The following is a 24,508-nucleotide window of genomic DNA, read 5'->3' as shown; positions in this document are numbered from 1 at the left end:
GCGCCGGCGCGCCCATGAGGGCGTCGTCGCGGGCGTCCTCGCGGGCGTCCTCGGCACGGTGCCCGTCGGTCGGGCGGACCCGGGAGCGAACCAGCAGGACCGCGCCAACGGAGGCGACAGGGAACCTACCGTGGACACGCAGACCATCCCGGCCGAACTCACGACCTTCTTCGCGAAATCCCACATCGCCCTGGCCCTGGCGGCGGCGGGCGACGACAACGTCCTGCTCCTGGTGAACGAGCGGTTCCACGAGCTCACCGGCTACACGGGCGCGGAGGTCGTCGGGCGCAATTGCCGCCTCCTCCAGCGCGACGCCGACAACCGGGAGGCGCGGGCCAAGATCCACGCCTTCCTGGAGAACGACCGGCAGGACACGGTGCGCACGCCGATCCTGAATTTCCGCAAGGACGGGAAGCCCTTCGTCAACCTGCTGTACATGTCCAAACTGAGGGCGCTCTCGGGCGAGGTGCGCTTTCTTTTCGCATCCCAATTCGATGTCAGCCGCTCGCAACCCGAGTTGCTTTCCGCCTACGATACGGAACTCGGCCGGACCTTGACCCGGCTGACCCCGACGCTTGCGGAGAGCGGGCTCGTCATCGAGGGCTCGCTGATGACGATCGCCAACACGGTCGCCACGGTCGCGCAGGCCAAGCTCACGCTCGCGGATCTCGATGCACCAGGATTTCCTTAACGCCCCCGGAGGCGAGGCCTCGGAGGTCCTGGACGGCGCCGGCACGGTGACCGCCCCGCCCTTCGCCGGGCCCGTCGTGGGAATCGGCGCCTCGGCGGGGGGCCTCGAGGCCCTGCGGGAGATGCTGGCGCGCGCCCGGCCGCCGACCGGCATGGCCTTCGTCATCGTCCAGCACCTCGACCCCAACCACGAGAGCATGCTGGCGCAGCTCCTCGACCGGCAGACCGAGCTGGAGGTGCTGCAGTGCGAGGGCGGGGAGCGGATCGCGGGCGACAAGGTCTACATCATCCCGCCCGGGCGCGGCCTCGTCATCCAGAACGGCGTCCTCGAACTCACCCACTTCGTCCAGCCGCGGGGCCTGCGCCGGCCCATCGACGACTTCTTCCTGTCGCTCGCGGTCGACCAGCAGGCCAACGCCGCCTGCGTGATCCTGTCGGGCACGGGGGCCGACGGCACGACCGGCCTGCGGGCGATCAAGGAGCACGGCGGCGTCTGCGTGGTGCAGCAGCCCGACACCGCCCGCTACGACGGCATGCCGCTCTCGGCGGTCGGGACCAGCCTCGTCGACTTCGTGCGGCCGCCGGGCGAGATCGTGGACTGCCTCACGAGCTTCTTCCGCCGCCGCGGCACCGACGGCGTCGACGACGAGGCCCGCCTCGTCGCCGACCACATCGACGACCTCTGCCGGGTCATCCGCGCCGCGGTGGGCCACGACTTCTCCGGCTACAAGCGGACCACCCTGGTCCGGCGGGTCGAGCGGCGCATGCACGTGCTCGGGCTCGAGTCCGGCCGGGCCTATCTGGGCCGCGTCCGGGCCGACAAGACCGAGTGCGAGGCGCTGTTCCGCGACCTCCTCATCAACGTCACCCGGTTCTTCCGCGACGCCGAGATGTTCGAGCTCCTCCGGGAGCGGGTGGTGGAACCCCTGCTGCGCACCCGCGATCCCGAGGAGGACATCCGGGTCTGGATCCCGGGCTGCTCCAGCGGCGAGGAGGCCTACAGCATCGCCATGCTGTTCGCCGACGCCGCGCGCCGCCTCGGCGTGCCGCTGGCGGTCCAGATCTTCGCCACCGACATCGACGAGCGCATGCTCCAGATCGCCCGGGAGGCGACCTACCCGGCCGCCGCGCTCGCCGACATCCCGGCCCATCTGCGGGAGCGCTACGTCGTCCTCCACGCCGAGCGCTTCACCGTCGCGGCCGAGATCCGCGACCTGATCCGCTTCTCCAGCCACAGCCTGGTCAAGGACCCGCCCTTCTCGCGGGTCGACCTCCTGTCCTGCCGCAACCTGCTGATCTACTTCGACGAGCGCCTCCAGCAATCGGTGGTGCCGCTGTTCCACTACGCGGTCCGGCCGGGGGGCTACCTGTTCCTCGGCCCCTCGGAGAGCGTCAGCCGGTTCGAGCACCTCTTCCCCGTCATCGACCAGCATGCCCGCCTGTTCGAGCGGCCGCCGGGCGCGCCGCAATACCCGATCGACCTGCCCGGGAGCGCGCGCCGGGGCGAGGTCCGGCGCGGCGGCCGCGAGGAGCGCCGCGGCGAGCCCTCGATCGCCGACGAGACCGTGGCGGTGCGCCGCGTCATGGAGCGCTACGCCCCGCCCAGCATGGTGCTCAACGAGGATGGCGGCATCATCGCCGCCTACGGGCGCCTGAGCCGCTACTTCGACTTCCCGGTGACCCGGACCGGCGGCACCAGCGCGATCACCCTCGCGCGCCCGGGCCTGCGCGACGTCATCGGCCCGCTGCTCCGCCAGACCCGGGACGTGCGCAAGCGCGTGGTCGTCCGCGACGTGGAGATCCGCTCGGAATACGGCGTCCAGCCGGTCGAGCTGATCTGCGATCCCCTGCCCGACGGCTCGATGCTCCTGGTCGTGCGCGACACCGGCGCCTTCCGGGCGGCGGACGACCTCGACCTGATCGAGATGGATGCCGGCGGCGACCACGTCGAGGCGCTGGAAGAGGAGCTGCTGCGCACCCGCTACAAGCTGCGCTCGGCGGTCGAGGAGCTGGAGACGACGAACGAGGAGCTGAAGAGCTCCAACGAAGAAATGATGTCGATGAACGAGGAGCTCCAGTCGACGAACGAGGAGCTGTCCACGGTCAACGACGAGCTGAAGATCAAGGTCGAGCAGCTGACCATCGCCAATGCCGACCTGCGCAACTTCTTCGAATCCACCGACCTCGCCGTCGTGGTGCTCGACCGCGAGCTGAAGGTGCGCAGCTTCACCACGGCGGCCACCACGATCTTCCCGCTGCAGCCGGGCGATCGCGGCCGCCCCCTCGCCGACGTGTCGAGCCGGCTCGCCGGGCACGAGTACCTGCACGACGCCCGGGAGGTCTGCGCCGGCGGCTCGGTGATCCAGCGGCGCGTCGCCACCCGGGACGGGGAGCGCACGCTCTCGCTGCGGGTGCTGCCCTACCGCCTGCAGAACGGCAGCGTCGACGGCGCCACCCTGGTGCTCACCGACATCACCGAGGCGCTGTCGCTGGAGCGCCAGCTCGCCGCGGAGCGCGAGCGGCTGGAACTGGCCGTGAAGGCCGGGGGCATCGGCGTCTGGGAATACAGCCCGGATGCCGGGACCGTCGTGGTCGACAGCACCGCCGGCACGATGTTCGGCCTCGCTCCCGACGCCCCGCACCCCACCGCGGCCCTGGCGGCCAGCGTGCTGCCCGAGGACCGTCCCGGCTTCGAGGCGGCGCTGTCCGAGGCGGCGCACGGCCTGGACGAGTTCGAGGCGCGCATCCGCGTGCGCGCCGCCGACCACGCGCCGCGGCACATCCGCAGCTACGGGCGCCTGACCCGGAGCGGCGACCGGAAGCGGATCGTCGGCGTCTGCATCGACGTGTCGCCCGAATACGCGCTCGCCGAGACCCGCGACCTGATGCTGCGGGAGATGAACCACCGGGTGAAGAACCTGTTCGCGATCATCGGCGGCATGATCTCGGCGGGCGCCCGCACGCACCGGGAGATCGGCGTCTTCGCCACCGACATGCGCGACCGCATCTCGGCGCTCGGGCGGGCGCATTCCCTGGCCGACCCGTCCGACGGCCAGGGCATGAGCGACCTCGCGGGCCTGATCGGCGCGACCCTGCGCCCGTACCGCGACCACGTCCCCACGGTGATCGAGGGTCCCCTCGTGGCGATCAACTGGCGGCACGTGTCGTCGCTGGCGATGATCCTGCACGAGTGGGCGACGAACTCGGTGAAGTACGGCGCGCTCGGGTCCGACGACGGCGCGCTGTCCGTCACCTGGGACCGGCAGGCGGACGGGCTCGTCCTGGACTGGTGCGAGCGCGTGGCCCGCGTCGCCGAGCCGCGGCCGGGCCGGGGCTTCGGCACCCTGCTGGTGGAGATGTCCCTGCGCCAGCTCGAGGCGCGCGTCACGCGCAGTCACGACGCCTCCGCCTACCGGATCACCCTGCACCTGCCGGAACTGGTGCTCACGCGGGGGTGAGGCGGGGGCCGCTCCCGCCGCGACCGGCCGCGCCCTCGCGGCGGGCCGTCGGATCCGCCCGTCCGTGTCGGCAGCGGCTTCAGGACCGGCCGCGGGTCCCCTCTCCCGTGCGGGAGAGGGACAGGGTGAGGGATGCGGCCTCACCGAGAAAGTCTCGACTTCGGCTGAACGGCGACGGGGCGCTCGATCCTGCTACTTCTCGTCCCTCACCCGGCCCTCTCCCACCCGGGAGAGGGGGTCCGTCGCGCCTCGTCTCCAGCGCCCGTGCCCGCGCGAGACGCGCGATCTCGTCTCCTCGTCCGGCACGGCCCGCCGCACGCGCGACGGCCCGCCGCGGCGATGCCGGGCGGGCCGTCCTGCCTGACGGAGCGCCGGGATCCCGGCGCCCCTCCGATCAGTCGATGACCTCGACGATGCGGTGGCCGCGATCGACCAGGACGGGCTGGTCGTTCACGATGGTGTAGCGGTAGCCCGGCCGCACCCGGTACTCGCTGGGCACGTCGTAGTAGGTGACGCTGTCCTCCGGCAGCACGGTGCCGACCCGGACCGGGCCGCCCCAGCTGTAGGAGCGCGCGCCGCGCTCGCGGACGTAGCTGCGGAACCGCGGGCGGTCGTCGACGCCCAGGATGCCGCCCACCGTGCCGGTCGCCGCGCCGACCGCGCCGCCGACGATGCCGCCGACCGGTCCGGCCGCGGCCGATCCGGCCTCGGCGCCCTCGGCCGCGCCCCGCAGGGTGCCCTGCGCCTGGGCGGCCACCGGGAGGGCGAGGAGGCCGGCGGTCGCCAGCGACAGAAGAAGCTTGCTCGTCATGCTGAGATCTCCAGGGTCGTCAGGTCGCGTCTGGCCGCCGGGGATCAGTTGCAGCCTTCCTTGTGGACGGTCTTGGAGTTGCCCATGCCGTCCTCCTTGTGGACGGTCTTGGAGCCGCAATCGACGCTGCCGGTGGTGACCTCCCGGCGCTCGACCGTGGTGTCGCGGTGGTCGACGACGGCGGGCCCGTCGCGGCGGATGACCGTGGTGTCCTCGGCGCTCGCCGCGCCGCACAGGGCCGCGAGCAGGGCACCCGAGAGAATGATGGTCCGCATTGGTGAGCCTCCTGACTTCAATCGAACCCAGCAACGGCGACCACGGAGAAAGGGTTCCACAGGCATCGACCGGTAAATCACGCGGATCCGCACGATTAGATGCGGTATTGGTTGCGTACAATCGACCGCCCCGGTCCCGCTCAGCTGCGCGGGACCGGGCGGCGCGTCAGCCGGCCAGGGGCGGCACCCGGGACCACCAGTCGTGCGCCCGCTCGTACTGGTGGGCGACGCGCAGGATCTCGGCCTCGGCGAAGGGCCGGGCGGCGATCTGGAGGCTGATCGGCAGGCCGCGCCGGTCGAAGCCGCAGGGCAGCGCGATGGCGGGCAGGCCCGCGAGGTTGAACGGGTAGGTCAGACGCCAGGAGGCCGCCAGCACGCTCTCCGCGCGCCCGCCGAGCGACACCGCGGACTCGTCCGTCCGCCACGCGGTCAGCGGCGAGGCCGGGCCGACGATCACGTCGGCCTCGGCCAGGACGCCGGCCATCTCGGCCATGATCAGGGCCCGCGCCTGCTCGGCGCGCAGGTAGTCCGGCCCGGTCACGAGCCGGCCCATCTCCACGAGGTCGCGGACGTCGGCCGCGAAGCCCGCCACGTGGCCCTGGGCGAGGCTGCGGCCGTGATAGGCGGTCGAGGAGGCGAGCTCGATGGCGTAGATCGCGCCGAGGCCGTGGCGCAGGGACGGCACCGCGACGTCGCGCACCGCGCAGCCCCGGTCTTCGAGGAACCGGAGCGCCGCCTCGATCGCGGCGGCGACGTCGTCGTCGATTGCGTCGAAGAAGTGGTTGCGGATCACCGCGACCCGCAGGCCCCGGATCGGCCGGTCCAGCCCGGCCGTGTAGTCGGGGACCGGCGCCGCGCTGGCGGCGGGATCGCCGGCATCCGGGCCGGCGAGCGCCTGCAGCATCAGGGCGGAATCGGCCACCGTCAGGGTCAGCGGCCCGGCATGGTCGAGGGACCAGGAATGCGGCACGATCCCCGACCGGCCGACCCGGCCGTAGGTCGGCTTGAGGCCGACGATTCCGCACAGGGCGGCCGGGATCCGGATCGAGCCGCCCGTGTCCGAGCCGAGGGCGGCCGGGCAGAGGCGGGCCGCGACCGCGGCGCCGGAGCCGCCGCTGGAGCCGCCGGGCACCCGGTCGGGGTCCCAGGGGTTGCGGGTCGGCGGCGTGACCATGCCCCAGGCGAATTCGTGCATGCGCGTCTTGCCGAGGATCACCGCGCCGGCCGCCCGCAGTCGCGCCACGGCGTGGCTGTCGGCCGCCGGGAAGGTCAGGGCCTCCACCGCCGTGCCGGCCCGCGTCGGCATGTCGGCGGTGCTGTAGTTGTCCTTGATGGCGAGCGGGATGCCGTGCAGCGGGCCGCGCAGACCCGTCCGGGCGATCTCGGCATCGGCCGCGCACGCGGCGTCGAGGGCCGCGGGCGAGAGGTGGACGAAGCTGTTCAGGGCGCCGTCGAGCCGCGCGATCCGGTCGAGGCTGGCGCCGACGAGCTCGGCGCTCGACACTTCCCGCGCCGCGATCATCCGCGCGAGCTCGGTGATCGGCGCTTGCCAGATTGCGTCAGTCGCGGCGGTCGTCATGGGGCACCCGGCGATACGGCAAGGTCGGATCGAAGACGACCGGCGGATGGATGTCCGCGAGGTCGAGGTCGCGCAGCCGCGCGATCTCGGCGAGCACCGGCGCGAACTGGGCCAGCAGGTGCGCGACCCGCCCGGGCTCCTGGCGCAGGCCGACGACGTCGCGCAGGAGGTCGGGGGCCGCATCCTCGGTAGCGCCCGGCCGCTGGGCAGGGGGCTTGAGCAGCATGTCCACGACGTCGTCCGGCAGGGCGCCGGCCGGGCCGTCCTTCCGGGGCATGCCGGCCACGAACGGCACGAGCTGACGGCGGGCCACCGCCAGGACGCGGCGCAGCTCGGCGACGGGCTCCGCGTGCTCGTCGACCCGCAGGTCGAGGAGCGGGTAATCCTCGCCGGCGACGATCTTGAGCGCCGCCGACTGCTTGCCGCGCCGGTCGCCGCCGGCCGCGTCGCCGGCCTCCAGGGCGCGCATCAGCCGCTCGTCGAGATCCCGGGCGGCGCTCTCCTCGAAGGCCTGCGCCATGGCGTCGATCACGCCCGGCCCGGCGAGCATGTTGCCCTGGACGGCGTAGCCGGCCCCGGTGCGATGGCCGGCCGCCGGCGTGCAGCCGGCGCCGGTCCAGGCCGCGCCGGTCCCGCGCGCGTCGACGAGGCCGAGCTGGCGCAGGTCCGGCCGGTCGTCGGTGGCGAGCGCCGCCGCCAGCGCCGCGTCGGGATGCTGCCCGTCGGCGAGCCCGTCGAGGATGCGGGCGGCGAGGTAGGGGTTCACCCAGGACTGGGTGGTGACGGCCCCGATCCCGGCCCTGAGGAACGGGCAGAGCCCGCCCACCGCCGGGACGGCGCTCGCCACCGCGACGCCGAGCTGCCCGGTCCGGGGACAGCGGGCGGCGATCGAGAAGGTGTTGAGTTCTCTCATGCGCCTACGGCTTCCTCCTCCCTGCTCCCGATCCACCACCGTCTCTGCGAGCGCAGCGAAGCAATCCAGCAGCGCCCCGTCCGGAGCGTGGCGCGACCCTGGGTCGCTTCGCTGCGCTCGCGATGACGGTGGCGGATCCGGGTCGACCTCACACCGCCAGATGGTCGATGACGCGCGCCCGCGCGTCCGGCGCCTGCGCCGGACCGCTGTCGACGATCTCGCCGAGCTTCAGGACGGCGTAGCGGTCGGCGAGCGCCAGCGCGAAGGCGACGTGCTGCTCCACCACCAGCATGGACACGCCCGAAGCCCGCTCGGCCTGGAGCACGCCGCGCAGGCGCTCGACCATCGAGGGCTGCACGCCCTCGGAGATCTCGTCGATCAGCAGGAGGCGCGGGCGCAGCATCAGGGCGCGCCCGAGGATCAGCATCTTCTGCTCGCCCCCCGAGAGGGTGCCGGCCCGCTGGGCGAGGCGGTCCTTCAGGAACGGGAAGTGGCCGAACAGCCGCTCCAGCGCCTCCGGCAGCATCCGGTCGGACGGCACCGCGAGGCGCAGGTTGTCGCGGATCGACAGGTCCTGGAACAGGGGCTGCTCCTGCGGCGCGTAGCCGACGCCGAGCGCGTTGAGCTTGGCCGGCGTGAGGCCGGCGAGCGCCTGGCCCCCGACCGTGACGGCGCCGCCGCGCAGGGCCACCATCCCCAGGACGGTCTTGAGCAGGGTGGTCTTGCCCATGCCGTTCTTGCCGAGCAGCGCCACGATCTCCCCCGGCCCGACCGAGAGGGACACGTCCCTCACGATGGAGACGGCGCCGTAGCCGCTCGACACCGCCTCGAGGGCGAGGGCGGCCCCCGCCGGCGCGATCTGCCGTGCTGCCCGCCGCGCTGCCTCACCCATGGCCGCCTCCCGAATAGATGGTCCGGACCAGTTCCGAGCCGACGACCGCGTCCACGGTGCCGTCGAGGACGAGCCGGCCCTGGTGCAGCACCACGATGCGCGACGAGATCTCGCGCACGAAGTCGAGGTCGTGCTCGACCAGCACGGCGGCGATCCGTCCCTCGGCGGTGAGCGCCTTGAGGACGGTCCCGATGGTGGTGCGCTCGGCCTTGGTCAGGCCGGCGGTGGGCTCGTCGAGCAGGATCAGCCGCGGCTCCAGAGCGACCACCATGGCGAGTTCCAGCGCCTGCTTCTGCCCGTGCGACAGGAGGCGCGTCGGCCGGGTCAGCAGCCGGTCGAGGCCGGTCATGCGCAGCACGTCGAGGGCCGGCTGCGGCAGGCCCAGCGTCTCCGCCTGTCCGACCGGGCTCAGGCCGTCGTGGGACGCCCGGGCGAGCCGCAGGCAATCGGCCACCGACAGGCTCTCGAACACGCTCGCCACCTGGAACTTGCGCCCGACGCCGAGGCCGACGATCCGGTTCGGCGTCAGCCCGGTGATGGGCGTGCCGCCGATGGCGATGGCGCCCCTGAACGGCTCGGTGCCGTCGCTGAGGCAGCGCATCAGCGTGGTCTTGCCGGCGCCGTTGGGCCCGACGAGGCTGACGAGCTCGCCCGCCCGGATCTCCAGGTCGATGCCCTCCAGCACCGTCAGGGCACCGTAAGCCTTGGCGAGGTTCTCGACCTTGAGGATCGGCGCGTCCGATGGGGCCGCCCCGGTCCCGGCCGGGCGCGCGACGAGGCGCGGCGGCGCGGGCTCCCGCCGGCCCACCGGCAGCGCCCGCCAGAGGCGGCCGACGAGGTCGGCGAGGCCGCCCGGCAGCAGGATGATGATGGCCACGAAGGCCGTCCCCAGGAGGAGCTGCCAGAGGAACGGCAGGTCGCCGGACAGGTTCGCCGCGAGGTAGTCGATCGCGACGGTGCCCAGCACCGGGCCGAGCAGCGTGCCGCGGCCGCCGAGCGCCACCCAGATCACCAGCTCGGTGCCGAACAGGAAGCCGGCATTCTCGGGCGCGACCACGCCCGAGGCGTTGGCGAACAGGAAGCCCGCGAGCCCCGCGATCCCGGCGAGCGCCGCGGTCAGCCGGATCTGCAGCCGCCGCGGGTTGAGGCCGAGATAGGCGCAGCGCGCCTCGTTGTCCCGGAGCGCCACGAGGGCGCGGCCCGCATCGGCCCGGACCAGGATCCAGGCCGCCAGCGTGACGACGATCAGGAACAGGGCCGCGAGGCGGAAATAGCCCTCGATCTCGAAGGGCAGCACGTCGAAGCCGACGAGGCCGCTGCTGGAGCCGGTCCATTCCCCGCCCGAGTAGATGAGCTGCACCACGACGATCGGGACGACGAGCGAGATCACCGAGGCGTAGAGCGGGGTCGAGCGGTGATAGAAGGACAGCCACCCCACCGCGAGGCCGAGCAGGGCCGGCGCGACCAGCGCGGCCGCGATGGCCGCGGCGATCCCCAGCGGCGTCGCCCCGTAGGCGGTGAGGATCATCGCGGTGGCGTAGGCGCCGATGCCGAAGAACGCCGCCTGCCCGAAGGTCAAAATCCCGGCGAAGCCCCAGAGCAGGTCGACCGTGACCGCCAGCACCGCGTAGATCATCGACCGGGTCAGGACGTTGACCGCGAAGGTGTCGAGGAACAGCGGCGCGATCCAGAGGGCCAGCGCCGCGAGGGCCGCGACCACGAAGGGCGCGGCGCGGGACAGGCGGCGTCCGCGGGGCGCCGCGGCGGCGCGCTCGGCGACGGGAAGGGTCTCAAGCACGGGAGAAACCTTTCGGGCTGATCCGCAGCACGAGGGCGGCGAGCACCGCGACGGCGATGCTGCCCAGGATCGGACTCACGAAGGTGCTGATCAGAACCTGCGCGGCCCCGAAGACGAGGCAGGCCGCCGCGAGCGCCAGGTACGAGGCGTCGGCGACCATCACCAGCATGAAGGCGCCGATCAGCCAGGAGACGCCCATGTTCGGGTCGACGCTGGTGAGCGGCGTCAGCAGGACGCCCGCGAGCCCCGCGAAGCCGGCGCCGAGCATGAACACGACGAGGCGCACGCGCCCCGTGTCGATGCCGAGGCTGCGCGCCAGGGTCTCGTTCATGATCACCGCCCGGGCCGAGAGGCCGAGCCGGGTGCGCTCGATGGTGAGCGCGAACAGCGTGCCGATCGCGAGTGCGATGCCGAGGGCGACGAGGCGGTAGGCGGAGTAGTCGACGCCGAGGATCTCGACGGTGCCGGCGTAGAGGTTCGGGGTGAGCTGGACGTCCCGGCCGAAGGCCAGGGTGATGAGCTGCCCGACCACGATGCCGAGCCCCCAGGTCGCGAGGATCGCGTCGAGGGGCCGCCGGTAGAGCGGGCGGATGATGAAGTGCTCGGCCAGCCCGCCGAGCGCCGCGCCGACCGCGAAGGCCAGCGGCAGCGCCGCCCATGGATTGAGCCCGAGCTTGGCGGTCACCACCGCGCAGTAGGCGCCGACCGTCAGCCACGCCCCGTGGGCGAAGTTGATGATCTTGAGCACGCCGAAGATCGCCAGGAGGCCGATCGAGACCACGAACAGGATCGCCGCCGTGGTCAGGATGTCGAGGGTGAGCAGCATCGGGGTTTCCGGGTGCGCGGGAACGGCAGAGGACGCGGCGGGTGACGACGCGCCCCCTGCCCCGCGGAGGCTACGGTGATCACAGACTTCCGGGGGACACCGGCGGTGGCAGGGCGCGATCTGCCCCCTCTCCCGCCCGGGAGAGGGCTGGGGTGAGGGTCGAGAAGGTTCAGGACCGAGCACACCGTCGACGCGGCGACAGGGCGCGCGTCGTCCTGAAAGACCCGATCCCTCACCCTGTCCCTCTCCCGCACGGGAGAGGGGACCCGCGCTTCATCCCGCAGCCGCGTAGCGGGGACAGAAGCGTGGATCCGGCAGCCTCGGCGGGCGAAGGAGATCATCGGATCCCCCAGCCCCTCCCCTCACTGCAGCTTCGGGCACTGCTCGCCGGGATCGACGTCCCTGAAGGTGCCGGCGACCTTCACGGTGCCGTCCTTCTGGATCTGGCCGAGATACATGGTCAGCGGCGCGTGGTGCTGCTTGCTCATGGTGATCGTGCCGCGCGGCCCGGTGAAGCTCACGGTCGGCAGCGCCTCCAGCACCTTGGCGGTCTCGGTCCCGCCCGCCTTCTCGACCGCGGCCTTGTACAGGTAGATCGCCTCGTATTCCGGCACCGAGAGGTCGTTCGGGGTGCGCAGCTCCGCGCCGAACTTCTTCTGCATCGCCGCCAGGAAGGCCTTGTTCTCCGGGCTGTCGATCCCGGTGACGTAGGAGGCCGAGAGGTAGACGCCCTCGGCATCCGCGCCCATGCTCTTGGCGGTGCCCTCGTCCAGCGCGAGGTTGGCGAAGGGCAGCGACACGCCCGCGCCGCGCAGCTGCTTGGTCAGCGTCACGTTCGGCGCACCGCCCGCGGTCGAGGTGATCAGCGCGTCGGGCTTGGCCTCCTTCAGCTTGGAGATGATCGCGGTCCAGTCGCTGCCGTCCATCGGCAGGTACTCCTCGCCGACCACCTTGCCGCCGGTCTTCTCGACGTAGCTCTTGGCGAAGCCCAGCATGCCGCGGCCGAAGGCGTAGTCGCTGCCGATCAGGAAGTAGGTCTTGGCGCCCTTCGCCTTGAAGGCGTCCACCACCGGCGGCACCTGCTGCTCCGGCACCCAGGCGTCCACGAACATGTTCTTGTTGCAGGAATGGCCCTCGTAGAACGAGGTGTAGATGTACGGCACCTTCCCCTTGGTGACGGCGGGCAGGCCGGCGTTGCGGGCCGCGCTCGTCTCCATGGAGATCAGGACGTCGACCTTCTTCTGGTAGATCAGGCTGTCGAAGGCCTTCTGGGCTCCGGCCGCCCCCGAGGCGTCGTCGGCCACCTCCAGGACGAGCTTGCGGCCGAGCACGCCGCCCTTGGCGTTGATCTCCTCCACGGCGAGCTCGGCCGACTGCACCACCGAGGGGGCGACGACGCTGTTGGCGCCCGACAGGCCGATCGGGATGCCGATGACGATCGGCTTGCCGTCGGCGGCCCGCGCGGCCGTGGCGGCGAGGGCGAGCGCCGCGGCGCCGACGAGGGACCATTTCACCATGAACGAACTCCTTGGGACGGACGGGGGTGGGTAAGGATCTCGGCTCAACCGTAGATGTCGGTGCGGCGGTCGCGCAGGAGCGAGTTGAAGCGGTTCAGGTCCTTGCGGCCTGCCGCGTCGAGGTCGACCAACGCCGAGAGGGTCTCGGTCCGGTCCCGGCTCGCCGGGCCGGCGAGCGGCCAGCCCTTGGGGCCGATGATCAGGCTCTGCCCCTCGAAGGGCTGGCCGCGCTCGATGCCGACCCGGTCGGCGCAGGCGATGAAGATGCCGTTCGTGTGGGCGGCGGCCCGGTGCAGGGTGTTGGCCATGGCGGCCTCGCCCTCGGGCTGGTCGGGCATCGGCACCCAGTTGGTCGGGATGCAGACGATCTCGGCGCCGGCGAGCGCCAGCCGCCGGAAGGTCTCGGGAAACCAGCCGTCGTAGCAGATGGCGACGCCGACCTTGCCGAGCGCGGTGTCGAAGACCGGGAAGCCGAGGTCGCCCCTGGCGAAGAACACGTTCTCCTGATCCCAGAGATGCGCCTTGCGGTAGGTGCCGATATAGCCCCCCGGCCCGACGATCACGGCGGCGTTGTACAGGGTCTCGCCCGCGGATTCGGCGATCCCCGCCACGATGTGGACGCCGAGTTCCGCGGCGAGGGCCGCCCAGGCCCGGGTCGTCGGGCCGTCCGGCACCGGCTCGGCCAGGGCCGCGGCCTCCGCGGCGGATTCGAACACGTAGCCGGTGCTGGCGAGTTCCGGCAGCACGATCAGCCGGCTGCCCTCGGCGGCGGCCGCGCGGACGAGGTCCGACGCGCGCGCCATATTCGCGTCGACCGCGCCGAATTCCGGCTCGAACTGGATGCACGACACCCGTATCGGCGGGCGCACAGGACCGTTCGCCTGGATCATGAAAGCTCCGAAACGCAAAAAGCCCCTGGGCGCGGATACAAACATCCGCGAACCAGAGGCTTCAAAGCCGTGATGTCATGCAGCACTGCTGCTGCGGGGCAACCTTGCCCGGTTAGACTACGATACGCACCCCGAAACAGACCGCAAGACCATAAATGCAGCAAGCTGCTGCGATCAGGTCTTTTCCGCCAACGCGATGCGCAGGCCGAGGCCGCTCATCGCCTCGTGCGCCGTGACCACGCTCTCGGCCACGCTCGCCATCGGCACGCGGGCGGCGGTGGCCCGGTCCCGGAGCATCTTGTAGGCGGCGTCCTCGTCGATCCGGTTCAGGTCGACGAGCAGCCGGACCGCCTTCTCGACGGTGCGGCGGCCCTTCATGGTCTCCTCCAGCCGGTTGATCTTGCTGGTGAGCCGCCCCTCGTAGCCGCGCCGGTAGCGGGCCAGGGCGAACTGGGTCAGCACGCCCCGCGGGTGGAGCGGCTTGTTGAGCACGCCGTGGGCGTTGACGTCGGCGATCGCCTTCAGCGAGGTCGGGCTCTCGTAGGCCACGATGGCGATGACCGCCGGCTCGATCGCCTCGATCGACGGCAGCAGGTGCATCACCTGGGCGTCGTCGAGCTGGATGAACAGCGTGTCGATGTCGGCCGGCAGGGCGGCGGGCGGCGGCCACGCCAGGGAAACCGCGCAGCCGAGGCGGCGGAGCTGCTCCAGCAGCGCGTCGGCCTCCTCGTCCCGGGGATGGATGACGAGGGCGCGGGCGCGCCGCAGGTCGTCCAGGATCTTGCGGGCGGGGGCGGTCACGCGGCGAGCCCCTCCTCCAGCCAGTTCGTCTCGAACCGGGACCACGCGAGGTACGGGTCGGGCCGCACCGGCCGCCGCGCCCGCCAGACCACGTCGAACTGCCCGTCCGCGCGGGCGACGCCGATGCCGGGGGTGAGCCAGATGTGGCGCGTCTCGCCGTCGAAGGCCAGCTCGCCCTCCGGCGCCGCGAGGCGCTGCCGCAGGGCCGCCGCGCCCAGGCGCTCGGCGTCGAGGGTGCCGGCCTCCGCGAGCGCCCGGGCGAAGAGGTGGACCTGCGCGTAGGCGGTCTCCGACCACATGCTGGTGGGGCGCTCGGTCCCGAACCGGGCCTGGAAGGCGGCGACGAAGCGCCGGTTCTCCTCGCCGGGCAGCGCGCCGAAATACGGCGCCGCCAGGACGTGGCCGGTGCAGTGCCCGGGGCCGATCGCGCGGATCTGGCCCTCCGCCAGGGTCAGGCTCGCGATCGGGCAGCGGGCGCGGTCGATGCCGGATTCGGCGTAGGCGCGGTAGAGCCGCTCGGCGCCGCGCCCCACCACCGTGGAGAACACCGCGTCCGGGGCGGCGTCGCGGATCGCCGCGATCATGGCGGCGTGGGCCGCGTCGTCCGCGTCGAGGGCCGCGTACAGCTCGCCCACGATGGTCCCGCCCTTCGCCTCGATCAGGTCGCGCATGACCCGGTTCGACTCCCGCGGGTAGATGTAGTCGGACCCGATCAGGAAGATCCGGCTGCCGTGCTCCTGCAGCAGGTAGTCGGCCAGGGCGAAGACGTTCTGGTTGAGGGTCGCCCCGGTGTAGATGATGTTCTCCGAGTACTCGAAGCCCTCGTAGATCGACGGGTACCAGAGCAGGCCGTTGTGCCGCTCCACGGTGGAGAGCACCGATTTCCGGCTCGCCGAGAGCGAGCAGCCGAACACCACCTCGACCCCGTCCTCGGCGAGCATCCGCCGGGCCAGGGTGCGGTAGGCGTCGGTGTCGCCCGCGGGGTCGTAGCAGACGGGCTCGATCGGCCGCCCGAGCACGCCGCCGGCCCGGTTGATCTCCTCGATCGCCAGGGCGGTGCCGAGGAAATGCTCGGTCTCGGTGATGCCGCTCACCCCGCTCCGGGAGAACAGGACGCCGACCCGCCACGTCGCTTCATCCCTGGCCGCCATGGTCCCCCCGGGCTCGCCGCAGGCGCCCGGAGGGCTGCGCGCCCCGCTGTCCTAGCCGAGGGAGCCCCCGCTGCGAAGGCTCCCCCGACCGGCGCGCGGCGGGCGCCCTCACCCGGCGGCCTTCCGCGCCGGGCGGCTCACGAACCGGGAGCCGGCGAGCAGGAAGCGCCACGGCGTCTCGGCGCCGCGGGTGATGCCGATGCGCCGGTCGCTGACCACGTCGACGGTCTCGGAATCACCCGCGGCGCGGGGCTCGAACCGGAACGGCGCCCGCGCGAGGGGCGCCCCGTCCAGCGCGTCGGTGACGCCGAGGGCCTGGCAGAGGCGGCCGGGGCCGGCGCAGAGGAGGCGCGGATCCTCCAGGCCGCGGCGCGCCCGCATCGCGGGAAGCCCCTCGGTCGGCGCGAGGGCCCGGAGCAGCACGGCGCTGCCGGGCTCGCAGACGAGGTTCAGGCACCAGTGCATCCCGTAGGAGCGGTACACGTAGGCGTGGGCCGGCGGCCCGAACATGCTGGCGTTGCGCCGGGTCGGGCCGCGGAAGCTGTGGGAGGCCGGATCGGTGCTGTCGTAGGCCTCCGTCTCGACGATGACCCCGCCGGCCGCGCCGACGAAGAGGCGCGCGCCGATCAGGTCGAAGGCCACCGCGGCGGCGCTGCGGGCGAAGAAGATGTCCAGCATCGGGGCTCCAGGTTCGAGGGCACCGTGCCGGCCGCTAAATGTCCCATTGGGACAAGTCAGCAGTAGAAATTCGCCGCTCCGCGACTTGATAGGATTCGCGGGACCGGATCCAGATAGGGATGTCGTCCCGAGCCGGATCGTTGTGAGATGTCGCTGGAACGGCGATCTTCGATTCGCCGAGATGACCGAATAATTCATCAACCGCAGGACCAATCAAATATCATATTCTGAAAATCGAGCTGCGCATTGCCTCCACCAAAATTGAAGCCACCGAAATATTCTTCGAATTCGATATAGTAAATACTTACTTGAGTTACCCACTGGGACGGCCGCATCGTGCCGCCGATATGGTTCGGCTTATGATCACGTGTCCATTCGGGATCATGGAATACGGTCTTGCCGTCCTCCTCAGTGATCGCACATTCTGGATGCACGTAATCGGTCGGGTCGTGAAGAAATTTATCGTAAGGAATGCGGCCGGCATTCGGATCACAGGCCCGCGGCGTCCAATGGATCGCGCGATTTTCAATCGGATCGTTCGCGGGTTTCTCGCCAAAAGTGTCCCGCACCCACCTGTAGGAGGAACCGAACTGCCAATAACTCGCAGCCCCCCCGATCGTCAGCCAAGCTGGCGGCTCCAGAGCATCGCGGTAGCGATTGGCGATCAGAATTGGCGGCGCGCAGAAGGGGCCATCGAATTCGGCACGGGTCAGCATGATGACCGCATAGGCAATTCCGAGACCGTCTTCCATGCGCGACAGCCGCGGGTGTGCCCTCTGCTCAGCCTCCCAGAAGAGCTTGAGCTCGGGGTTGTCGGGCGCTTCCGCGCCACCCATCGCCGGGCGGATCCCGGGGGCCTTCACCGTGGGGCCGCCATCGTTGTGATCAATCGACGACGCGAAGAAGGAAAAAGCCACGACATCTGGCCCGTGGCAGCGATATTCCTCCGGCAGCAGCAACGTAAAACCGTGTTGAAGCGGATAGCCATTAGCAGGATCCAGAGGCCACTGCGCTGAAGAAATGCCCGGTGGCAGGCCATAGCACCAGCCATGACAACTAGGATCCGTTCTGACAGCCCGCTTCTGACTAATCGTAAGATCGTATGATTTCATCTAATTCTCAGATCAAATGCAAGCACGCCGATTCTGCTGCGTGTCAGGAGAATTTGACGAGTGAACGTTGTCAATTGATACGTCCGATTGCTCAAATCGATCGATCCTCCTCCCTGGGTAGTGCAACCCAGGGAGGAGCCCTCCGGCTGACCCGTGAGAGGCGCGCCCGATCGCTTTGCCATGGACCACGGCTTCAAGCTCTTGTTTTGAGGCGCTCTGCTGCGTCGAACCGGTATCCACTTCGGCGGAGCGGGCTCTGAACGGATGCCCGTTACGCGCGCCGGTGACGCGTCTGGAGCCCAGCAGTCTCGAGCCGGTTAATGTCGCCTTTGTGGCCGCGAGCCAACTTCCAGGCGTTCGCGCCGGGACGCTGGCTCGGACTGCCGGGGTGCGGTGTGCAGTGCCGTTCCGCCGCTCGGCCCGCCACACCGTGGAGCCGGAGGTGCTCATGCACAAAATCTCGACGCCCTGCGCGGCTGAGCATCGGATACCGATCGTCGCAGACCCGCATCATGCCGGCGAAATAAAATAAACCGGACGCCGCGGAAGTCTTACTGGTACGAGGGGCCGTGAATGGCGGGCCCAGAACCGATCCCCTCGGACCTCCAGCATGGTGCGCACAGCCTCGACCGCGACGCTCCGGTCCGCCGAGTCGGGCGCGCCACCCCGGTCGGCCCCGCGCGCCGCGCGGCTCCGCCTGACCCTGCGGCGCCTCCGGCTGGCCAGCGGCCTGATCCTGTTCGGCTACGTGCTGACCCACCTGCTGAACCACGCCCTGGGCAACGTCTCCCTCGACGCCATGGAGGACGGCCTCGACCTCGTGACGGCCGTCTGGCTCAACCCCGCCGGCCTGACGGCGCTCTACGGCGCCCTGGTGGTCCACCTGCTGCTCGGGCTCCAGGCCCTCTACGCGGCGCGCTTCTTCCACTGGCGGCCGTCCGAGACCCTGCAGCTGGTCTCCGGCCTGCTGATCCCGCCGCTGCTCATCAGCCACATCGTCGGGACCCGGGTCTCCTTCGTCACCGAGGGGCTCGACAAGGGCTACGCGCAGGAACTCTACACTTTCTGGATCGCCTCGCCGACCCTCGGCCTGCTGCAGGTGACGGTCCTGGTCGTCGCCTGGATCCACGGCTGCATGGGCCTGTACTTCTGGCTGCGACTGAAGCCCGGCTTCGACCGCGTGGCGCCCTGGCTGCTGGCGCTCGCGGTGCTGGTGCCGGTCCTGTCGCTGCTGGGCTTCGCGCAGGGCGGCCGGATGGTCCTGACCCTGGCGCAGGATCCGGCGTGGCGCGCGGCGGCGCTCCAGCCGGTCCATGTCGGGCTGCCCGACCAGGTGGCGCGGCTCGCCGCCGTCCGGGACGGGCTGCTCGGGACCTACGCGGGCCTCGTGGCGGCGGTGATCGCGGCCCGCGGCGCGCGGACGCTCGCCGAGATCAAGCGCGGCACGATCCGGCTCAGCTACCCGGACGGGCGGGTGGTGCGGGTGCCCCGCGGCACGAGCGTGCTGGAGGCGAGCCGGCGCAACCGGATCCCCCATGCCAGCGTCTGCGGCGGCCGCGGGCGGTGCTCGACCTGCCGGATCCGGGTGACGGACGGCAGCGACGGCGCGCCGGCGCCCGGCCGCACGGAGCGGGCGGTGCTGGAGCGCATCGCCGCCGGTCCGGGGGTGCGCCTCGCCTGCCAGTTCCGGCCGGAGACCGACATGGCCGTGGTGCCGCTGCTGCCGCCGCAGCCGCGGATGCGTCAGGCCGACCTGCTCGACCGGGCGCAGTCCGGCGAGGAGCGCTTCATCGTGGCGATGTTCGTCGACCTGCGCGGCTCGACCCGGCTCGCCGAGGAGCGCCTGCCCTACGACACGGTGTTCATCATCAACCGCTTCCTGGGCGCGGTCGGCGACGCCGTCCGTGAGGCCGGCGGCTCGGCCAACCAGTTCCTCGGCGACGGGCTCCTGGCCCTGTTCGGCCTGGAGACCGAGCCCGAGCAGGCGGCCCGGGACGCGCTGCGGGCGATCGACGGCATCGCCGACGCCGTCGAGACCCTGAACCGGCTGCTGGCGGAGGATCTGGAGCACATCCTGCGCTACGGGGTCGGCGTCCATGCCGGCCCCGCGATCGTCGGCGAGATGGGGGACGCGACCGACGCCCGCTTCACCGCGCTCGGCGACACCGTCAACGTGGCGTCCCGGCTGCAGGGCCTGACCAAGACCCTGGGCTGCGTGGCCGTGGTGTCGGAGACGGTCTACCGGGCCGCCCGCGTGGCGCCGGCGGAGATCCGGGACGTGGCGGTGGACGGCCGGTCGGAGGCCGTCCGGGTCAGCACCCTGGGCAGCCTCTGACGTTCCCGTCCTTGTCCGTCCTTGCGCGCGCGGCGACGCGTGATCCGCGACGCGACCGCGTACCTCCCCTCAGGCCCGCTGACGCTCCGTCCCGAGGCGCGGCGCCAGGGCCAGCATCAGCGGCACCACGGCGAGCGCCGTCCCGGCCGCCGCCGCGGCCGCCCAGTGCGGGCCGGCGGCGTCGCCGAGCCGTCCGTAGAGCAGCGGCGCCGCCAGCGCGCTGCCGCCGAGCGTCCAGGTGTAGAACACCGCGAAGGCCCGCTCGACCTGGCCGCCCGGGGCCAGTTCCGGCACGGTCCCGTAGAGGACCGACGAGGTGCCGTTCAGCATCACCCCGAGCAGCGGCAGCAGGATCAGCCCGGGGGCCAGCGGCAGCCCGATCACCGCCAGGATCGCCAGCGCCGTCCCGGTCTCGGTGAGGATCACGGTCCGGGTCACGCCGAGGTGTTCGCCGAGGCGCCCGCAGACCGCCTTGCCGAGCGCGCCGCCGACGAAGACCAGCGACAGGGCGAGGCCCACCGTGGTCAGGGCCGCGCCCTTCTCCTGCAGCAGGAACGGCAGGTAGAGCAGGAAGGCCGGGCGCGCGGCGTTGTCGAGCATGCCGATCGCGACGAGCAGCCGGAAGCCCGTGCCGCGCCCCGGCCCGGTCCCGGCCCGGTGGGGTGCCGGCCTCGCCGCGGCGACGCCGGTGCGTGACGCCGGCTCACGCGGCAACAGGCGCGCGACCGCGAGCGCGACGAGGATCCCGACGCCGGCGATCACCCAGAGCGCGTGCCGCCAGCCCGTCAGGGTCAGCAGCAGGCCGACCAGGGGCGGGACCGCCGCCTTCCCGAGATCGCCGGTGAAATTGTAGGTGCCGAGGGGGCCGCGGGCGCCGGGCCCGTAGGCCCGGGCGATCACCGCCGAGGCCAGGGGATGCTGGGTGCTGCTGCCGGCGCCGCCGAGCAGGAGCCCGATCCCGAGCCCGACGAGCCCGCCCGAGGCGCCGGCGATCGCGTAGCCGACCGCGCTGAGCACGGTGCCGAGTACCAGCACGGTCCGGGCGCCCCAGGCCTGGGCGAGGCGGCTCGCCGGCATCTGCAGCGCCGCCAGCGCCCCGTTGTAGAGCGAGCGCAGGAACGCCAGGGCGACGTAGTCGAGGCCGAACTCCGCCTGCCAGACCGGCAGCAGCACGTAGATCAGGTCCGTGTAGCCGTCGTGCAGGGCGTGGTTGACCCCGGCGGCCACCAGCGTGCGCCGGGCGTCCGGCAGGGAGACGGGTTCGGAAGACGCGGTCAGATCGGACGCGACGGACATCCAGCCATCCTTCATGGTTCCGTCACAGGATGGCCGCCTGGTCCGTCGCTGACAAACGACTTATGCTGACACTCGTGTGAGGAAACCTGACCCGTGCATCGTCGTTTGCCGCCGCTGAACGCGCTGAAAGCCTTCGAGGCGGCCGCCCGGCACGGCAGCTTCACGCGCGCGGCGGACGAGCTGCGGGTCACCCACGGGGCGGTCAGCCGGCACGTGCAGACGCTGGAGGGCTGGCTCGGGCTGCCGCTGTTCGAGCGCCACAACCGGCGCGTGGTCCTCACCGAGGCGGGCAGCGCCTACGCCACCGAGATCGGCGCCGCCCTCGACCGCATCGCCCTGGCCACGGCGCGCCAGGCCGAGCGCGGCCGGCCGCGCCTGCTGCGCGTGAACGCGCTCGCCACCTTCACCCTGCGCTGGCTGATCCCGCGCCTGTCGGGCTTCCAGCGGGCCAACCCGTCGATCGAGGTGCGGCTGACGACCTCGAACGTGCCCCTCGCCAGCGTGGCCGAGCCGTTCGACGTGGCGATCCGGGGCGGCCCGGACAGCCGCCCGGGCCACCGCGCGGCGCCGTTCCTGTCCGAGCGGCGCATTCCCGTCTGCAGCCCGGACCTGCTGCGGCGGCTGCCGCTCCGGGTGCCGGAGGATCTCCGGCAGCACACGCTCCTGCACGCCGCGACGCTGCCGCGGGTCTGGCCCGACTGGCTGCGGGCGGCGGGCGTCCCGGACCTGGCGCCGCGGGCCACGGTGACGCTGGAACACTTCTACCTGACCCTTCAGGCCGCCCTGGACGGGCTCGGCGTCGCCATGGGGCCCGAGCGGCTGATCGCCGACGACGTCGCGGCCGGGCGCCTGACCCTGCCCTTCGCTGGGCCGGCCCTGCCGGCGCGGAGCTACTACGCCTACGTCCCGGAACCCCGGGCGGAGGACCCGGCGGTGCGGGCCTTCTGCGGCTGGCTCGCCGAGGCCGCGCGGCAGCCGTGAGCGCCGCTGTCGGACGGCGCGCCGCCCGGATGGCTTCGCGGCGCGCGCGATGACGATCTCGGCTTGGCGGCCGCCGCCGTCCGGCGCATGGATCGGATCCGGAACGCCCCCGACCGCACCCGGGTTTGCGTGAGACGCTTCTGCCGAAGGTGACCGCATGGCGCGCAAGCGTCTCCGCCCGACGATCGAGAGCCTGATCGAATCCGTAGGCCGGCTCGGCCTGTCCCCCGACGCGGTCGACCTCGACCGGCTGCTCGCCCATCTCGACCTGCCCGATTACGGCGCCGAGGTGGAGGACGAGCGCGTCGCCCGCGCGCTGCGCGAGATGCAGGCGGCCCGGGCCTTCGCGGAGACCGGCGTCCCGGCGATCCGGAAGGCGATCCCCAACCTCCGGGCCGTGGTCACCAAGGACCACCGCATCACCTGGCTGATCCGGACCGAGATCCCGCTCCTCGACAACGGCCGCTTGGACCTGCGGCTCGACATGGCCCCCGAGCCGGAGGCGGCCGAGATCCTCGCCCGCATGGCCGCCCGGAACGACCCGACGCACCGGCTGGAGGCGCTGCGCGACGCCGTGGCGCGCACGGCCCTGCAGGCGACCCGCGCCCTGCACAAGCCGGTCGACCGGCTGCGGGCGCAGCTCCTCGTCGACCTGCGCGAGGTCGGGGCGGACGCCGCCGCCTACATCGCCCACATGGACCGCTCGCTCCGGTCCCGGGTCTTCACCTACGGCCCGAAGCTCGCCCGCGGCCTCAACGACACGCTCACGCCGGTGCGCCGGCACGCCAAGGCGGTGGCGCGCGAGGGCTCGCGCCTGCGCCGCCTGCGCGATCAGGTCGGCTTCGGCGCCTATATCGAGCGCTTCACCGCCGCCCGGCGCCTCAACCGGACGATCCTGTTCCACATGGGGCCGACCAATTCCGGCAAGACCTACGCGGCCCTGCAACACCTGACGGCGGCCGAGACCGGCGCCTACCTCGCGCCGCTCCGGCTCCTGGCGCTGGAGAATTACGAGACCCTGCGCGAGCGGGGGCTCCGCGCCGGCATGATCACCGGCGAGGAGGTGCTGGGCGAGGCCAACCCGACCCACACCGCCCGGACCATCGAGACCGCCGACCTGACCCGGCCGATCGACGTCGCGGTGATCGACGAGATCCAGATGCTGTCGGATCCCGACCGCGGCTGGGCCTGGACCAACGCGCTGTTCGGCGTGCCGGCGCGGACCGTGATCGTCTGCGGCTCCGACGACGCCCTGTCGTATGTCCGCCGCGCCGCCGAGGCCGCCGACGAGTCGCTGGAGGTGATCCCCTTCACCCGCAAGTCGCCGCTCCTGCTCCTGGAGGAGCCGGTGCCGCTGGAGAAGGTCGAGGCCGGCGACGCGGTCGTGGCCTTCTCCCGCCGGGCCGTGCACGAGAATCGCGAGGTCCTCGTCGCCCGCGGCCACCGGGTGGCGACGATCTACGGCGCCCTGTCGCCGGAGGTCCGCCGCGCCGAGGCCGCGCGCTTCCGCTCCGGCGAGGCCAACGTGCTGGTCACAACCGACGCGATCGGCATGGGGCTCAACCTCGGGCCGCTCAAGCGGATCGTGTTCTCGGCGGTGCGCAAGTGGGACGGCACCGCCGAGCGGGCGCTGACCCATTCCGAGATCCGGCAGATCGCCGGCCGGGCCGGCCGCTACGGTCACCAGGATATCGGCTACGTGGCGGCGACCGACCCGTTCGCCGCCGAGCCGATCCGCACCGCCCTGTCGGGCGCCCCGACGGCGCCCGCGGCCGACACGCGCTTCTACGTCCGCCCCGATCTCGGGGCGATCCGCTCGGTGGCCGAGGAGATGCGCACCCACAGCCTGCACGAGGTGCTGACCCACTTCGCCCGGGCGACCTTCTACGCGGGCTCGCCGTTCCAGCCCTCGGCCCTGGAGGAAGTGCTGGAGGTCGCCCGGACCGTCGACCGGGCGCGGCTGCCGATCGAGGAGAAGTTCGCCTTCTCGGTCTGCCCGATCGACCGGCGCGACGAGATCGCCATGGGCCTGCTGGAGCGCTGGTGCCAGGCCCGGGCCGCCGGCCTCACCGTGCCGGCGCTGCGCGGCAACCTCGCGGGCGCGCTCGACTACCAGGAGCGAACGGTGAAGCTCGCCAGCGCCTATCTGTGGCTGTCGCGGCGCTTCCCCGAGACCTTCGACGACGTGGACGCCATCCGCCACATGCGCGGCCGCGCCAACGACGCCATCGAGCAGCACCTGCGCGAGACCGCGACCCGCAAGGCAGAGCGGCGGAGCCGGCGGACGATCGGCGCGCGGTGAGACGCGGCGTCCGGACATGAGAAAGCCCGCTGCGCGGTCGGCGCAGCGGGCTTTCTCGGGGTGACGTTGGTTGCGGGGACAGGATTTGAACCTGTGACCTTCAGGTTATGAGCCTGACGAGCTACCGGGCTGCTCCACCCCGCGCCAAGTCTGTGCGGCTGGTCCGGGTGCGCCGGCTCTGACAAGCGGGCGCGGTGTCCGGG

General features: G+C 72.0%; 19 protein-coding genes and 1 tRNA gene. 5 read left to right on the top strand and 15 right to left on the bottom strand.

The window, feature by feature from the left end; genetic code table 11:
* The first annotated feature begins 130 nt into the window (after nucleotides 1-130).
* Both ACTJK8_RS28635 and ACTJK8_RS28630 read left to right on the top strand, forming a co-directional pair.
* Nucleotides 131-691, top strand: coding sequence for a PAS domain-containing protein (locus ACTJK8_RS28635; protein ID WP_024828800.1), 561 nt, complete (start codon nucleotides 131-133; stop codon nucleotides 689-691).
* Nucleotides 672-4,148 carry a CheR family methyltransferase gene (locus ACTJK8_RS28630; protein ID WP_012321350.1) on the top strand — a complete coding sequence of 1,159 codons (3,477 nt, stop codon included), beginning with the start codon at nucleotides 672-674 and terminating at the stop codon, nucleotides 4,146-4,148. The genes ACTJK8_RS28635 and ACTJK8_RS28630 overlap by 20 nt, the downstream gene beginning before the upstream one ends.
* A gap of 394 nt (nucleotides 4,149-4,542) precedes the next feature.
* Here ACTJK8_RS28630 and ACTJK8_RS28625 read toward each other — a convergent pair whose 3' ends face one another.
* The 13 genes from ACTJK8_RS28625 to ACTJK8_RS28565 form a co-directional block, all read right to left on the bottom strand.
* Entirely contained in the window at nucleotides 4,543-4,959 is a 417-nt protein-coding gene (locus tag ACTJK8_RS28625; protein WP_012321349.1) for a DUF1236 domain-containing protein, read from the bottom strand.
* Nucleotides 4,960-5,003: 44 nt separating this feature from the next.
* Complete coding sequence (locus tag ACTJK8_RS28620; protein WP_012321348.1) at nucleotides 5,004-5,234, bottom strand: hypothetical protein; 231 nt, start codon at nucleotides 5,232-5,234, stop codon at nucleotides 5,004-5,006.
* A gap of 166 nt (nucleotides 5,235-5,400) precedes the next feature.
* A complete protein-coding gene (locus tag ACTJK8_RS28615; protein WP_440762923.1) occupies nucleotides 5,401-6,813 on the bottom strand; it encodes an amidase in 1,413 nt (470 codons plus the stop codon).
* Nucleotides 6,794-7,726, bottom strand: coding sequence for a DUF1028 domain-containing protein (locus ACTJK8_RS28610; RefSeq protein ID WP_182180366.1), 933 nt, complete (start codon nucleotides 7,724-7,726; stop codon nucleotides 6,794-6,796). Before ACTJK8_RS28610 ends, ACTJK8_RS28615 begins: the two co-directional genes overlap by 20 nt.
* Before the next feature lie 148 nt (nucleotides 7,727-7,874).
* Nucleotides 7,875-8,618 carry an ABC transporter ATP-binding protein gene (locus ACTJK8_RS28605; protein ID WP_116656998.1) on the bottom strand — a complete coding sequence of 248 codons (744 nt, stop codon included), beginning with the start codon at nucleotides 8,616-8,618 and terminating at the stop codon, nucleotides 7,875-7,877.
* Complete coding sequence (locus ACTJK8_RS28600; RefSeq protein ID WP_063111413.1) at nucleotides 8,611-10,416, bottom strand: branched-chain amino acid ABC transporter ATP-binding protein/permease; 1,806 nt, start codon at nucleotides 10,414-10,416, stop codon at nucleotides 8,611-8,613. The genes ACTJK8_RS28605 and ACTJK8_RS28600 overlap by 8 nt, the downstream gene beginning before the upstream one ends.
* Nucleotides 10,409-11,242, bottom strand: coding sequence for a branched-chain amino acid ABC transporter permease (locus ACTJK8_RS28595; protein WP_440762922.1), 834 nt, complete (start codon nucleotides 11,240-11,242; stop codon nucleotides 10,409-10,411). Before ACTJK8_RS28595 ends, ACTJK8_RS28600 begins: the two co-directional genes overlap by 8 nt.
* Before the next feature lie 362 nt (nucleotides 11,243-11,604).
* Nucleotides 11,605-12,759 carry a substrate-binding protein gene (locus ACTJK8_RS28590; RefSeq protein ID WP_012321342.1) on the bottom strand — a complete coding sequence of 385 codons (1,155 nt, stop codon included), beginning with the start codon at nucleotides 12,757-12,759 and terminating at the stop codon, nucleotides 11,605-11,607.
* A gap of 44 nt (nucleotides 12,760-12,803) precedes the next feature.
* Nucleotides 12,804-13,649, bottom strand: a complete 846-nt coding sequence (locus tag ACTJK8_RS28585; protein WP_059409966.1) for a nitrilase family protein — start codon at nucleotides 13,647-13,649, stop codon at nucleotides 12,804-12,806.
* A 174-nt stretch (nucleotides 13,650-13,823) separates the two neighbouring features.
* Nucleotides 13,824-14,450 carry an ANTAR domain-containing response regulator gene (locus ACTJK8_RS28580; RefSeq protein ID WP_012321340.1) on the bottom strand — a complete coding sequence of 209 codons (627 nt, stop codon included), beginning with the start codon at nucleotides 14,448-14,450 and terminating at the stop codon, nucleotides 13,824-13,826.
* Nucleotides 14,447-15,601, bottom strand: a complete 1,155-nt coding sequence (locus ACTJK8_RS28575; RefSeq protein ID WP_116656996.1) for a transporter substrate-binding domain-containing protein — start codon at nucleotides 15,599-15,601, stop codon at nucleotides 14,447-14,449. Before ACTJK8_RS28575 ends, ACTJK8_RS28580 begins: the two co-directional genes overlap by 4 nt.
* Before the next feature lie 108 nt (nucleotides 15,602-15,709).
* On the bottom strand, nucleotides 15,710-16,279 hold the full coding sequence (locus ACTJK8_RS28570; protein ID WP_440762921.1) for a DNA-3-methyladenine glycosylase: 570 nt from the start codon (nucleotides 16,277-16,279) through the stop codon (nucleotides 15,710-15,712).
* A 197-nt stretch (nucleotides 16,280-16,476) separates the two neighbouring features.
* Complete coding sequence (locus tag ACTJK8_RS28565) at nucleotides 16,477-17,391, bottom strand: hypothetical protein (RefSeq protein WP_440762920.1); 915 nt, start codon at nucleotides 17,389-17,391, stop codon at nucleotides 16,477-16,479.
* A 610-nt stretch (nucleotides 17,392-18,001) separates the two neighbouring features.
* Between ACTJK8_RS28565 and ACTJK8_RS28560 the strand changes: the two genes are divergently transcribed.
* Nucleotides 18,002-19,726, top strand: coding sequence for an adenylate/guanylate cyclase domain-containing protein (locus ACTJK8_RS28560; protein ID WP_440762919.1), 1,725 nt, complete (start codon nucleotides 18,002-18,004; stop codon nucleotides 19,724-19,726).
* 69 nt (nucleotides 19,727-19,795) lie between these two features.
* Here ACTJK8_RS28560 and ACTJK8_RS28555 read toward each other — a convergent pair whose 3' ends face one another.
* Nucleotides 19,796-21,022 carry an MFS transporter gene (locus ACTJK8_RS28555; RefSeq protein ID WP_440762918.1) on the bottom strand — a complete coding sequence of 409 codons (1,227 nt, stop codon included), beginning with the start codon at nucleotides 21,020-21,022 and terminating at the stop codon, nucleotides 19,796-19,798.
* Between the two features lie 93 nt (nucleotides 21,023-21,115).
* Between ACTJK8_RS28555 and gcvA the strand changes: the two genes are divergently transcribed.
* Both gcvA and ACTJK8_RS28545 read left to right on the top strand, forming a co-directional pair.
* On the top strand, nucleotides 21,116-22,003 hold the full coding sequence (gene gcvA, locus ACTJK8_RS28550; protein WP_012321335.1) for a transcriptional regulator GcvA: 888 nt from the start codon (nucleotides 21,116-21,118) through the stop codon (nucleotides 22,001-22,003).
* Nucleotides 22,004-22,160: 157 nt separating this feature from the next.
* Nucleotides 22,161-24,305 (top strand): helicase-related protein, encoded by a 2,145-nt coding sequence (locus ACTJK8_RS28545; RefSeq protein WP_440762917.1) that lies wholly within the window; start codon nucleotides 22,161-22,163, stop codon nucleotides 24,303-24,305.
* Between the two features lie 67 nt (nucleotides 24,306-24,372).
* On the opposite strand, the gene ACTJK8_RS28540 is transcribed toward ACTJK8_RS28545, so the two are convergent.
* A tRNA-Met gene (locus ACTJK8_RS28540) sits at nucleotides 24,373-24,449 on the bottom strand.
* Nucleotides 24,450-24,508: the final 59 nt, after the last annotated feature.

The organism is Methylobacterium sp. 22177, from assembly GCF_052045615.1.
GTDB classification, from domain to species: Bacteria; Pseudomonadota; Alphaproteobacteria; order Rhizobiales; family Beijerinckiaceae; genus Methylobacterium; species Methylobacterium radiotolerans.
The sequence above is the reverse complement of the archived record's forward strand: the minus strand, read 5'-3'. Positions and strand labels throughout refer to the sequence as shown.